The sequence below is a fragment of the Tenacibaculum piscium genome (genome assembly GCF_021390755.1).
In the GTDB taxonomy this organism is placed as follows: Bacteria; Bacteroidota; Bacteroidia; order Flavobacteriales; family Flavobacteriaceae; genus Polaribacter; species Polaribacter piscius.
Genome location: NZ_JAJGWR010000002.1, coordinates 287,288 through 301,106, shown reverse-complemented (window position 1 = coordinate 301,106; position 13,819 = coordinate 287,288). Strand labels below are relative to the sequence as shown.

Sequence of the window (13,819 nt, the reverse complement as noted above, 5' to 3'; positions counted from 1 at the left end):
TCTAAAATCCAACAAAAAATCCCGTACTAAAATTAGTACGGGATTTTTAATATATTTAAAAAAGAGTATTAAATCTTATTCTTTCAAATCTAATTTAATGCTTAATTCTGATAATTGTGCATCATTTAAAGCAGCAGGAGCATCAATCATTACATCGCGCCCTGAGTTATTTTTAGGGAAAGCGATAAAATCACGAATCGTTTCTTGTCCGCCTAAAATAGCAACCAATCTATCTAATCCGAAAGCCAAACCTCCGTGTGGTGGTGCGCCATATTCAAAAGCATCCATTAAGAAACCAAACTGCTCTTTTGCTTCTTCTTCAGTAAATCCTAAATGTTTAAACATGATAGCTTGTGTTTCCTTGTCATGAATTCTGATAGAACCTCCACCGATTTCATTTCCGTTTAACACTAAATCATAAGCATTTGCTTTAACTGCTCCAGGATCTGTATCTAATAACTCTAATTGTCCTGGTTTTGGCGATGTAAACGGGTGGTGCATTGCATGATAATGCCCAGTTTCTTCGTCTAATTCTAATAATGGGAAATCAATAACCCATAACGGAGCAAATACTTTAGGGTCTCTTAAACCTAAGCGTTCTGCTAATTCCATTCTTAAAGCCGATAATTGAGCTCTTACTTTATTTGTATCTCCAGATAAAACACACACTAAATCACCAGCTTTTGCACCTGTAATTTCTGCCCATTTCGCTAAATCTTCTTGATCATAGAATTTATCGACAGAAGATTTGAATGTTCCATCTTCGTTTACACGAGCATAAATCATTCCTAAAGCGCCAACTTGAGGACGTTTTACCCATTTAATGATATTGTCTATTTCTTTTCTTGTGAATTTATTTCCTCCAGGAACAGCGAAACCAACCACTAATTCAGCACTATTAAAAACGCCAAAATCTTTATGTTGTGTTACTTCGTTTAATTCGCCAAATTCCATCCCAAAACGGATATCAGGTTTATCATTTCCGTATAAACGCATTGCGTCATCGTACAACATTCTTGGAAATTTATCAACTTCAACATTGTTGATTTCCTTTAATAAATGACGTGTTAATCCTTCAAAAATATTTAAAATATCTTCTTGCTCAACAAAAGCCATTTCACAGTCAATTTGTGTAAATTCTGGCTGACGGTCGGCACGTAAATCTTCATCTCTAAAACACTTTACAATTTGAAAGTATTTATCCATTCCACCAACCATTAATAGTTGTTTGAAGGTTTGAGGCGATTGTGGTAAGGCATAAAATTGCCCTGCGTTCATTCTTGAAGGCACTAAGAAATCACGCGCTCCTTCAGGAGTTGACTTGATTAAATAAGGCGTTTCAACTTCTATAAATTCTTGGTCAGATAAATATTTACGAACTTCCATAGATACTTTTGATCTGAAAATCAAACTATCTTTTACAGGATTACGACGAATATCTAAATAACGATATTTCATTCTGATATCTTCACCACCATCTGTTTTATCTTCAATAGTAAAAGGTGGCGTTTTTGCTTGGTTTAAAATTTCTAATTTAGTAACCAACACTTCAATTTCACCAGTAGCGATGTTTTTATTTTTAGATTCTCTTTCAATAACAGTACCTGTAACTTGAATTACAAATTCACGTCCTAAGGTTTTTGCCTGTTCGATTAAATCTTTAGAAGTACGTTCTTCGTCAAAAATTAATTGCGTAATTCCGTAACGATCTCGTAAATCGACCCAAATCATAAAACCTTTATCACGTGATTTTTGTACCCAACCAGAAAGGGTTACTTCAGTATTAATATGCGAGGCTGTTAATTCGCCACAAGTATGCGTTCTGTACATTTCTAGAATTTTAGATATGCAAATCTAACGATAATTGTTAGTATGTAAAAAATTACTATTATTTAGTTTTTTAAGCTCAGATACTGTTTTTTTGTAGTTCTTTTTTATCAATATGATAATTAAAATCGATACTTATGACATTACAAGAATTTAAAAATACGTTAAAAAATACGCCTAAAAACATTCAATTTTCAGATACGATGAACGTTATTGAAGAAAACTACAATTTTACACCATCAGCATTTAAAAATGGAGATTTAGAAAATGCGAGTACTCAAAATTTAGGTTCGTGTAAAGTGTTTTCTTTTGCGATAAAACAGCAATTAAGCAAAGAAGAAACCTTGGCTTGTTTTGGTGCGTATTATTTTAATGATGTTTTAGAAAACCCAACAGCAACGGATCATCAGAATATTAGAAATTTTATGAATACAAGTTTTGAAGGATTGGTTTTTGAGACTGAAACTTTAGAGCTTGTTTAAATTTTAAAGATAAACGTCATGCTGAATTTATTTCAGCATCGCATCAACAGGAGAATTAAGGCAAATCAGGATGCGAACCTGAAATAAATTCAGGTTGACCGATGCGATTTCTTGTTTCTTCTGATATTTTTTTAGATGAAATTTAAACAATCTCTTAATTATAAAATACAAATAATCAAAAATAGCACAAATTCCTAGCCCCGATTGAAGCAATTGTTTGAGCTCTTTTTTTGATTTTTCTTCAAAAAAAAGCGAGTGCGGAAAGCGGGAAATAGCTTCAAAAAAAACACCAATCATATATAAATTATGATTGGTATTTTTGGGTGAAATTTTAAAAAATAATCAAGAAAATACACTTAATCAAAAGCACCTGATTTTAATTTATCAAAATAAATACTAGCTGCTTTTTTAACTTTTGGCGCTAATAAAAGCGTTGAAATTACCGTTGGTATCGCCATTAAAGCATAAGCGCTATCCATTAAATTAATTACAAAATCTAACTTTATAACCGAGGCAACTACTATGACAAAAATGTAAAAATGATTGTAATATTTACCCGTTTTTGAATTGGTTAAATAACTTAAACAGCTATAACCGTAAAATGAATAAGTAAATAGGGTCGAGAAGGCGAAAATTAAGACGCAAATGGTTAAAATGATGCTTCCTAAATGATATGGTAATACCGAATCAAAGGCGACTAATGTCATTGAAATACCGTTACCATCAAACCCTTTCCATATTCCTGATGATAAAATTGCCAAGGCTGTTAACGTACAAACTAATAAAGTGTCAATCGCAGGTCCTAACATGGCTACTAATCCTTCTCTAATTGGTTCGTCTGTTTTGGCGGTTCCGTGCATCATTGGTGCCGTTCCTAAACCTGCTTCGTTAGAAAATGCTGCTCGTTTTACTCCTGTTATTATCAACGCTCCTAAAGCACCTCCTAAAACAGATTCTCCTGAAAAAGCATCTGAAAGTATTAATGAAAAAATATTCGGAATCTCTTCGATTTTTAAAAGTAGAATGGATAAAACAGTAACTAAATAAACCACCACCATAATAGGAACTAATTTTCCCGCTACTTTTCCGATACGTTTAATTCCTCCAAAAATTACACTAGATACAATAAATGCAATGACAATTCCTATTAATAATTTTGCCACAAATTCATTCGATTCGTTTACATCAAAAACATCAATAATGGTTTGTGTTAATTGATTTGCTTGAAAAGCGGGCAATGTTCCTGCTAAACCTGCGGTTGCAAAAAAGATAGCTAAAGGCTTCCATTTTTTTCCTAAACCTTCTGTAATTACGTACATCGGTCCGCCTTTTGTGTTTCCTTCTTCGTCTTTTCCTCGGTACATGATTGCCAAACTACAGGTGAAAAACTTGGTTGCCATTCCTACAAAAGCACTAATCCACATCCAAAAAATGGCGCCTGGTCCTCCCATGGAAATTGCAATGGCTACTCCACTGATATTTCCCATTCCAACGGTTGCCGCAATAGCCGATGATAGGGCTTCGTAATGTGATAAATCGCCAGGAGAATTCTGCTTGTCGTACTTTCCTCTTAAAATGGCAATGGCGTGTCCCATATATTTAAACGGAACTAAGCCTGAATATATAAATAAGCATAATCCGCCACCGATTAACAATATTAATAAGGGGATTCCCCAAATCCATGCTGAAAATGTGGCGACTATATGTTGAATTTCTGTAAACATAACGATTGTTTTTTAGTGAAATGAATAATATGAATTATTTAAAATAGCTTTTTAGAGCTTTTTTAATAATTTAAAATAGGTTTAAAAACTTACCAATCTTCTCCTTTAAAATTTTTTGATTTAGCATAGCTAATCGTATTTTCTAAATAATCTTCGGTATTATATTTTGGTATCGGTAAGATTGATGCTAACAAGCTTGTATCGTATTCGTAAGGTTCAGAAATCAGATATTTATTTAAGTGCAATCCAATAGTTTTATAATAAACTTGCTCTAATCTATTTTTATTTTCTACGGATACTTCTGTTGTTGAGGTATTTAAAAAAGTGAAATTATTGAAATCTACTGTTTTTAAAATTCGTTCTATTCCTGTAACAATATTGGTGCTTTTAGAATGCACAATATTAAGTTGAACTATTTCTTTTCGATAGACATTAGCTATTATTTTTGCTACATAATCGACAGGAATAATATTCAATCCTGTTTTAAAGTTGGTGGCAATTCTGATAGGATTATCGGCTAAAGGGCTTTTATAAAAAAATTTCCCCAAAAGATAATAAACCATGTAATTTGAAATAAAATAAGGCGAATTTTTAAAAATATTTCCTCCTAAAACGCTCGGTCTTAATATTTGGATAGCGACATTATTTTCTTTTCCTTTTTTCAACAAAAATTTCTCGGTAGTGTGTTTTGCTTCTTCGTAAAAATTACGGTATTTCGGTTTCTTTGTAGTGTGATAATCATTATCAATTAATCCGCCAATATTACCGATACTAAACGCCGTACTTATATACGTAAATTTTGTAATAAAGGAAGAAAAGGTATTAAATACCTCTTTTGTAAATTGATAAACGCCAGTAAAAACAACATCTCGTTGTGATTTATCGGTGGTTAAATTGACACTTCCTGCGGAATGAATAAAAAAATTGGTTTCATCTTTAGATAAAAAAGTTTCAGGTTTAAAAAACGAAACCATCTCTAAAGCTTTAATTTTTTGAGTGATTAACTTTTTATTTTCAGTAATAAAAGAAGGTGAAGCATCACTATTTATTATTTTTTGAATTCTTTCTAATGCCGATTTTCCATTTTTTTCTCTTACAGGAAGAAATATATGTTTGATATTTTCTTGTTGTAAGAGTTCATATAAAACTTGAGATCCTAATGTTCCTGTACTGCCTGTGAGAATAATATTTATTTGATTTTGTTGCATTTCAAGATATAATTAATCGTTTTTAAAGAACGATATATATTTATTTTAGGAAGAAAAAATGGCGTAATTGTTTTTTGAAAATAATTATTTACAAACAACACCTTCTTTATTTAAAAGGTCGATATGTCTAAAAAAACCTTTTTGAATTGTTCCTTCTTGGAAGATAAATGTTTTGTCGTGTAAAATATTATTTTCGAAAAAAGTAACTTGAAATTGATTGTCTAAAGCAAATAATTCTGGTTGCATTATTTCAAATTTAGAAAATGATTTCGCTTTTAAAAGGTCAATTTTTCTTCGGAATAAAGATGTTTTTTTAGTTTCAGAAAATCCTTGTGAAACAATAACGACCATTTCTAAATCAACGTCTTTTTTGTTGATAATATAAACGCTCCATTCCTCTAAATTATCTTGCGGATTTTTTTCTAAAGTGATGGCAATTTCTACATCCACGACTCCTGGTATTTTTATATCTTTTCTCATTTTGTATGTGTGTTAAATGTAAAAAGTTGAAAAGTAGAACGGATTCTTAACTTTTCAACTTTTGTATTATTTTTAATAGTATTTATATCACTGATTTAAACTGCTCTAAAAAACGTTTATCATTTTCGTAAAACATTCTAATATCAGGGATTTGATATAATAACATGGCGATACGTTCAATTCCCATTCCGAAAGCGTATCCTGAATATTTTGTAGGGTCAATATTGGCATTTTTCAATACATTAGGATCTACCATTCCGCAGCCCATAATTTCTAACCAACCTGTTCCTTTAGTAATTCTATAATCGGTTTCTGTTTCTAATCCCCAGTAAATATCTACCTCAGCACTTGGCTCTGTAAACGGAAAATAAGAAGGTCTTAGCCTAATTTTTGACTTTCCAAACATCTCTTTGGTAAAGTATAAAAGCGTTTGTTTTAAATCGGCAAAAGAAACATCTGTATCAATATACAAACCTTCTACTTGATGAAAAATACAGTGCGCTCTTGATGAAATATCTTCATTTCTAAAAACACGCCCAGGCGAAATAGTTCTGATAGGTGGCGTATTATTTTCCATATAACGAACCTGTACCGATGAAGTATGTGTTCTTAATAAAGTATCAGGATTTTTGTCGATAAAAAAAGTATCCTGCATATCACGTGCTGGATGGTATTCTGGTAAGTTTAGCGCCGTGAAATTATGCCAATCATCTTCAATTTCTGGTCCTTCAGAAACGGTAAATCCAATTCTATTAAAAACTTCAATAATCTGATTTTTTACCAATGATATCGGATGACGAGAACCTAAATTAATCGGTTCTGATGGACGCGTTAAATCACCATAAAAATTTCCATGCTCAACAGCACTTTCTAAAGTATCATTTAATTCCGTTACTTTATCTTCTGCAGATTTTTTTAAGTTGTTTAATGCCTGTCCAAAATCTTTACGCATTGCTGCATCAACATTTTTAAACTCAAGAAATAAATCTTTCAATAAACCTTTACTTCCTAAATATTTTATTCTGAAAGTCTCAACTTCTTCTTTTGAAGTTGCTTGAAAAGCCTTTACATCACCAATCAATTCTTTTACCTTATCTAACATTGTATCTGTCCAAAATTTGAATGCAAATTTAATATTTTTATATCAAATTTATGCAATAACTATCAGTATAAAATACAGCATCAAAAAAATAACAAAACTTAATAGTATAAATCGCTTTTTGTAAGTGATAATTTCCTGTACACTCTTTTTACTGTTTTTTTGATAAATAAATACTAAAATTAGTTAATTTTTTAGTTATTTAAATTTAACAGATTGTAATTTAATTATATTTGCGTAGCGGAATTATTTAAAAATAAATTACAACAACAAATAATACAACTAGATTATGGAATCTAAAATAAATGCTTTTATGGATTACGTTAAAGAACGTAATGCTAATGAACCAGAATTTTTACAAGCTGTACACGAAGTAGCAGAAACTGTTATTCCATTTATTGAAAACAATCCTAAATATCAGGGAAAGAAATTGTTAGAGAGAATGGTGGAACCTGAAAGAACGTTAATGTTTAGAGTTCCTTGGGTTGATGATAAAGGAGAAACACAAGTAAATAGAGGATACAGAGTAGAGTTTAACTCAGCTATCGGACCTTACAAAGGTGGTTTACGTTTTCATCCGTCTGTAAATTTATCAATTTTAAAATTCTTAGGATTCGAACAAGTATTCAAAAACTCGTTAACTACTTTACCAATGGGTGGAGGAAAAGGAGGTTCTGATTTTAATCCAAAAGGAAAATCTGATAGAGAAGTAATGGCTTTTTGTCAGGCTTTTATGTCGGAATTATTCCGTCATATTGGAGCAAATACCGATGTTCCTGCGGGAGATATTGGTGTTGGAGGAAGAGAAATCGGATTTATGTTCGGTCAATATAAAAAATTACGTAACGAATTTGTTGGTGTTTTAACTGGTAAAGGTGCCTCTTGGGGTGGTTCTTTAATTAGACCAGAAGCAACAGGTTACGGTGATGTTTATTTTGCTGAAAACATGTTAAAAGTAAAAGGAGATTCTTTTGCTGGTAAAACTGTTGTGGTTTCAGGTTCAGGAAATGTAGCACAATATGCTACTGAAAAAGCAACTGAATTAGGCGCAAAAGTAGTTACGTTATCAGATTCTTCAGGATATATTTATGATGCTGATGGAATTGATGCTGAGAAATTAGCATTCGTTATGGATATTAAAAATGTTCGTAGAGCTAGAATTAGCGAATATGTAACGAAATATCCTAATGCAAAATTCTTTAAAGGCGAAAGACCTTGGAGCGTTACATGTGATGTAGCTTTACCATGTGCAACTCAAAATGAGTTAAACGGTGAAGAAGCAAAAACATTAGTAGCAAACGGCGTAATTTGTGTTGCAGAAGGAGCAAATATGCCTTCTACACCAGAAGCTATTGAAGTTTTTCAAAATGCAAAAATCTTATTTGCACCAGGAAAAGCGTCGAATGCAGGTGGAGTTGCAACTTCAGGATTAGAAATGAGTCAAAACTCATTACGTTACAACTGGACAAGAGAAGAAGTAGATGCAAAATTAAAAGCAATTATGAATGATATTCACGCTTCTTGTGTTGAATATGGTGCGCAAGCTGATGGTTTTGTAGATTACGTAAAAGGAGCAAATGTTGCTGGTTTCGTAAAAGTTGCCGATGCAATGTTAGATCAAGGAGTTGTATAATCGTTTCTTTTCATAGAAGATGTATATTCTTTTTTATAATATTTAAAAACACGCTATTTATATAGCGTGTTTTTTTATGTTTTTTTTTCTGAAAACGACCATTAGCTAGGTAAATAATGACGTATTTTTATAATTAAAACTGCTATGAAATATTTGCTAATGCTTTTATTGTTTTCATCAACGTTAAATGCACAACTTACTGATTTTGAAAAGGAAGCTATTATTTATAAATCAATAAAAAACAACGAAACATTTAAAATTAAACAATTTAATTTTGTAATAACATGGGATGAGAAATTATCTTATTCTTCAAATTTAGAAAGGCATTATGGCGGTATAAAATTACTAGAAATATGTGAAAAAGACAAGCATCTTACTAGTTTTCAAAATATAGAAGATCCAACAGCTTTAGATGAAATTGTAATTCGTTTTTACGACTACAATTTAGATGGATTTATAGATTTTTCCTTGCCTATTAGTGTTGGTGGTAGTAGTTGGTTAAGATATTATATATACAATCCTACTACTAAAAAATACTTGCATGAAAAAGAGTGGGATTATTTAAGAATTCAAAAAATAGATAAAACTAATAAACGTATTCTTACCCAACCTGATGGAAATGTCGATAATAGAAAATTGTTTAAAATTGAAGGAAGTAAATTAATTGAGGTAAAACGATAATTTTTATCTACCAACAAGATATGCCCAAATAAAAACTTGTGTGAATCCGTGAAATTTGCATATTAATCAACCAATAATATATATGAAATTCTAAGATGTTTTTATTGCGTACTTTCGGGTAAAATTTCATAAATATTTCAATGAATACTTATTTCATTTGTACGCTATGCCTATGTCTAGAAGAAAAAATATAATTACGATTGCTTTTTATAATGTTGAAAATTTATTCGATACTGTTGATAATCCAAAAACAGCCGATGATGATTTTACACCATCGAGTAGGCGGAAATGGAATGCTAGAAAATATCAACAGAAAATAAAACAAATAACGGATGTTATAAAACAAATAGGAAGCAATCAATCGGCAATTCCTCCTGTGTTAATTGGCTTGGTGGAGGTTGAAAACGCCAAAGTAATTAAAGATTTAACGCATCATAAAAATATTTCAAAGTACGCATATCGCTATGTTCATTTCGATTCTCCTGATGAACGAGGTATTGATGTGGCATTACTTTATAATCCTGCTTTTTTTGAGGTTCTTTCTTCGGATAAATTCCCGTTATATTTAACAGATAAAGAAGGTGAGGTCGATTATACCCGAGATGTATTGGTTGTAAAAGGTAAATTAAATAACGAATTGATACACGTTTTAGTCAATCATTGGCCTTCAAGAAGAGATGGCGAGGAAGAAACCACTGAAAATCGTATAGCAGCAGCAAAACACGTACGCAAAGTATTGGCTGAAATAAAGGCAAAAGAAACAAATCCAAAGTTTATTATTATGGGTGATTTTAATGATGATCCAACAAGTAGAAGTGTTCGTGAATTTTTAGTTACCGATGATTTATATAATCCGATGAAACCTTTATTTGAAAAAGGAAAAGGCACATTAACTTACTATAAAAAATGGCATTTATTCGATCAAATTATTTTTTCTAAAGATTTTTTTGATATACATAAAAGTAAGCACCGTTTTTTAAGAGCAGGGATTTTAAATAAAAAATGGATGCGATTTTATAAAGGAAAATTTAAAAACAGTCCATTTCGAACGTATATTGGTCCTTGGTATCAGGGAGGTTTTTCTGATCATTTTCCTGTATATCTTACGTTTATCCAAAATAAAATAGCATCAGAAAAATCAATAGAAATAGAAAAATAAAGCAAAAAAAATCCCGAGATATTCTCTCGGGATTTTTTGCTTTATAATCAAAATAAAAACTGTTTATTCAACAGTTACAGATTTCGCTAAATTTCTTGGTTGATCTACATTTTTTTCTAATAATACCGCGATATGATACGATAATAATTGAAAAGGAATCGTAGTTAATAATGGTGTAAAAGCTTCTTCAGTATCAGGAATTTCAATCACGTGATCTGCAATTTCTTTTACCGTAGTATCTCCTTCGGTTACGATGGCGATTATTTTACCACTTCTCGATTTTATTTCTTGAATATTGCTTACCACTTTTTCATAATGTCCTTTGTTGGTAGCGATTACAAAAATTGGCATATTTTCATCAATCAATGCAATAGGACCGTGTTTCATTTCGGCAGCAGGATAGCCTTCTGCATGAATATATGAAATTTCTTTTAGCTTTAAAGCACCTTCTAAGGCTACAGGAAAATTATATCCTCTACCTAAATACAAGCAGTTTTTAGCATCTTTATAAACCTTTGCAATTTCTTTAATTTGCGCATCAGCTTTTAATAAGGTTTCTATTTGCGCAGGAATTTGTTGTAAGGTTTGTAAATAGGTATTTATCGCAGGTTTTGATAGCGTTCCCTTTGCTTGTGCTAATTTTAACGCAATTAATGATAATACTGTTATCTGTGTCGTAAATGCTTTTGTTGATGCAACACCAATCTCTGGACCAGCGTGTGTATAAGCACCTGCGTGTGTTTCTCTAGCAATAGAAGAACCTACCACATTACAGATTCCAAAAACGAAAGCACCTTTTGATTTTGCTAATTTAATAGCTGCTAAAGTATCGGCAGTTTCTCCTGATTGAGAAATAGCAATTACCACATCATTTTCGTTAATAATTGGATTTCGGTATCTAAATTCAGAAGCATATTCTACTTCTACAGGAATACGTGCCATATCTTCAAAAAGATATTCTCCAACTAAACCAGCATGCCAAGAAGTACCACAAGCAACGATAATTATTCGGCTTGCATTGGTAAATTTTGATAAATTATCATCAATACCTGCCATACGAATAATGCCTTTATCGGCTAACATTCGTCCTCTATACGTATCGATAATTGCTTTTGGTTGTTCGTAAATTTCTTTTAACATGAAATGCTCATAACCACCTTTTTCAATTTGCTCTAAGCTTAATTGAAGTTTTTGAATGGTAGCATCAATTTCTTTGTCATTTTCAATTTTATGAATTTTGATTCCTTTATCTTTTTTGATAATCGCTAATTCACCATCTTCTAAATAAATAGCATTTTTGGTATATTCGATAAAAGGAGAAGCATCCGAAGCTATAAAAAATTCTTCGTTATTTTTCCCAACACCAATAGCAATTGGGCTTCCTAAACGTGCTACAATTAGTTCGTTTGGTTTATTTTTATCAAAAACAGCAATAGCGTAGGCACCAATAACACTTGTAAGTGCTAATTGAACTGCTTTTCCTAATTTACAACCTTCTGTTTTTTTAACTTCTTCAATAAGATTTACTAATACTTCAGTATCAGTATCACTTTTAAAAGTATATCCTCTTGTTATGAGTTCTTTTTTTATGGTGTCGTAATTTTCAATAATTCCGTTATGAACAATTACTAAATCTCCAGATTGCGAAACATGAGGATGTGAATTTACATCGTTAGGGATTCCATGAGTAGCCCAACGTGTGTGTCCGATTCCGATAGTTCCTTTTTTTCTTTTTTCGTCATTATTGGTAATGATTTCTAAATCAGCAACTTTTCCTTTTGTTTTTGATAAGTGAATGTTTTCACCATCATACATCATAATTCCTGCACTATCGTAGCCTCTGTATTCTAGGCGCTTTAACCCATTAATAACAATTGGGTAAGCGTCTCTATGTCCTATATATCCTGTTATTCCACACATAGTGATTTTTTATTTTTCTTTAAAATTTTTGTCTTATTTTTCTTTTGAATATGATATTTTTAAAACGGCTCTTTTTGCACCGTTTACTGTTTTATTTCCATCTAATAAGGTAACGCCTCTAGGATTCCAGTTATAATCTTTCACCACTATATCGAGTGCATTATTTTTGATAGCATTATCGGTTGGATTATTATATACTTTTAAAAATAAAGGAGCAATATCTGTCGTTGTTGCTTTTAATAATTCGGCAATATACGTTGTTATTTTGAAGGTATATTTTTCAGGTTTTTTATCTTCTGATAGTTCTAAAAACCCGCCAAAATTATTGGTATCTTTATAAGCATCACTTATTTGTGATGCCTTTTTACTGGCATTTTCTTGATAGAGAAATAATCGTTCTGGTACTTCTTCTATATTTGAATCGATATTTTGATTGACGTAAAAAGTTAAAGAAGCATCGTTGATTAACCAATTATTAGCTCTTAATTCGTTTAATTTTGAGGCATCAATAGTATTTATTTGTCCCATTTTACCTGCTGTTCCTTGAATGGCAATATTATTTTTCGGGGTCTCTTTTTGAGCAGGAGTCATCTTGTAAATACTATTGCTAACGCCTGATAAAGCAAAAGAATAAGTACTTGGTACGGTATCTTTATATATTAAATCGTTTTGTCCTTCTTTCTTTTCGAATCGGGTAATAGTATAATGAAAATCTAGCGTAGCTGAAGCATTTGTTCCTAATAAATTAAGTGGAATTAAAGCTCCATCGTTTCCTGATGCTTCAAGAACAAGTCCTCTGAAATAGTCTTTAAAATTTGCGTTAGAAGAAAATTCTTTATTTTGAAATTTATCCCAAAAAAGCGTTTTCATTTTCTTTTTATCTAATGGAATTGCGATAAAAGGAGCTTTATTGGCTAATTTTACATCACTTTTAAAAGTGCGACCATCGCTATAGTGTCGTGTTATTTTAAAAACAGTATCTATAGGATTTGGGATAAAAGAAAATGCTGGATTTTCATTTAATAAATCAGAAGTAAGGTAGCTCGCATCCGATTGAAAACTATTTTGATTCGCTGGATTTTTTGGATCTAATGAATTTAAATAAGTTTCATTTCTAAAAACTTTTAATGATGTCGGCGTATTGGTTGTTCCTAAAACATTTTCTAATTGAAAAGTTGGTTTTGCATCATTTTGGCTCGTGATATTAGTAGCGATATATGGCAACTTAAGAAGCACTTTATCTAGTACAAATACCGAGTCAATTTCACCTGTTTTGCGAGCTGTTTGTGTATCGGCAGTTTTTGGGTTTGTCAGTAAATTTAATTGACTAACAATACTTGCTGTAATCCCTTTATAATTTTTGTCTTTATTGTTGTAAACTCCTAATAAATATTGATTTACAGTGGCTGTACCAGTACCAATATTGTCGGCACTAACATGTGTGATATCAACAGGATTGATAGTTACATCAATTAAGAGTTCCCCTGTTTCAAACTTTGTATTATCAACAACTTGACCTCCGATTTCGTTAAAATCTTTTTCACACGATATAATCGTTGCCAAACACAGCAAGCTGATGCCTAAAATACCAATTTTTCTAATCATT

The 13,819-nt window shown here is 31.5% G+C and carries 11 protein-coding genes; 4 read left to right on the top strand and 7 right to left on the bottom strand.

Features of this window, described 5'->3' with window-relative positions:
- Positions 1–75: 75 nt before the first annotated feature.
- Entirely contained in the window at positions 76–1,830 is a 1,755-nt protein-coding gene (aspS, locus tag L0U72_RS05445) for an aspartate--tRNA ligase (protein ID WP_101954865.1), read from the bottom strand.
- Positions 1,831–1,964: 134 nt separating this feature from the next.
- On the opposite strand from aspS, the gene L0U72_RS05440 reads away from it, so the two are divergent.
- Positions 1,965–2,309 carry a HopJ type III effector protein gene (locus tag L0U72_RS05440; RefSeq protein ID WP_233898608.1) on the top strand — a complete coding sequence of 115 codons (345 nt, stop codon included), beginning with the start codon at positions 1,965–1,967 and terminating at the stop codon, positions 2,307–2,309.
- Between the two features lie 356 nt (positions 2,310–2,665).
- Here L0U72_RS05440 and L0U72_RS05435 read toward each other — a convergent pair whose 3' ends face one another.
- The 4 genes from L0U72_RS05435 to pheS form a co-directional block, all read right to left on the bottom strand.
- Positions 2,666–4,033, bottom strand: coding sequence for an alanine/glycine:cation symporter family protein (locus tag L0U72_RS05435; RefSeq protein WP_233883021.1), 1,368 nt, complete (start codon positions 4,031–4,033; stop codon positions 2,666–2,668).
- An 89-nt stretch (positions 4,034–4,122) separates the two neighbouring features.
- The gene (locus tag L0U72_RS05430) at positions 4,123–5,241 is read right to left on the bottom strand and encodes an SDR family oxidoreductase (protein WP_233898607.1); all 1,119 of its coding nucleotides are present in this window, start codon (positions 5,239–5,241) and stop codon (positions 4,123–4,125) included.
- Between the two features lie 84 nt (positions 5,242–5,325).
- Positions 5,326–5,721 (bottom strand): hypothetical protein, encoded by a 396-nt coding sequence (locus L0U72_RS05425; RefSeq protein ID WP_193700221.1) that lies wholly within the window; start codon positions 5,719–5,721, stop codon positions 5,326–5,328.
- 82 nt (positions 5,722–5,803) lie between these two features.
- Positions 5,804–6,823, bottom strand: a complete 1,020-nt coding sequence (pheS, locus tag L0U72_RS05420; protein ID WP_233883017.1) for a phenylalanine--tRNA ligase subunit alpha — start codon at positions 6,821–6,823, stop codon at positions 5,804–5,806.
- A 286-nt stretch (positions 6,824–7,109) separates the two neighbouring features.
- On the opposite strand from pheS, the gene gdhA reads away from it, so the two are divergent.
- The 3 genes from gdhA (at position 7,110) to L0U72_RS05405 (ending at position 10,293) form a co-directional block, all read left to right on the top strand.
- Positions 7,110–8,453: an NADP-specific glutamate dehydrogenase gene (gene gdhA / locus L0U72_RS05415; protein ID WP_193706407.1), complete on the top strand. Its 1,344-nt coding sequence runs from the start codon at positions 7,110–7,112 to the stop codon at positions 8,451–8,453.
- 144 nt (positions 8,454–8,597) lie between these two features.
- The gene (locus tag L0U72_RS05410) at positions 8,598–9,134 is read left to right on the top strand and encodes an XAC2610-related protein (RefSeq protein ID WP_233898606.1); all 537 of its coding nucleotides are present in this window, start codon (positions 8,598–8,600) and stop codon (positions 9,132–9,134) included.
- Positions 9,135–9,306: 172 nt separating this feature from the next.
- Positions 9,307–10,293 (top strand): endonuclease/exonuclease/phosphatase family protein, encoded by a 987-nt coding sequence (locus tag L0U72_RS05405; protein WP_233898605.1) that lies wholly within the window; start codon positions 9,307–9,309, stop codon positions 10,291–10,293.
- 63 nt (positions 10,294–10,356) lie between these two features.
- On the opposite strand, the gene glmS is transcribed toward L0U72_RS05405, so the two are convergent.
- A complete protein-coding gene (gene glmS, locus L0U72_RS05400; protein WP_193700220.1) occupies positions 10,357–12,213 on the bottom strand; it encodes a glutamine--fructose-6-phosphate transaminase (isomerizing) in 1,857 nt (618 codons plus the stop codon).
- Positions 12,214–12,246: 33 nt separating this feature from the next.
- Positions 12,247–13,818 carry a DUF4270 family protein gene (locus L0U72_RS05395; protein WP_233898604.1) on the bottom strand — a complete coding sequence of 524 codons (1,572 nt, stop codon included), beginning with the start codon at positions 13,816–13,818 and terminating at the stop codon, positions 12,247–12,249.
- Between the last annotated feature and the right edge of the window lies 1 nt (position 13,819).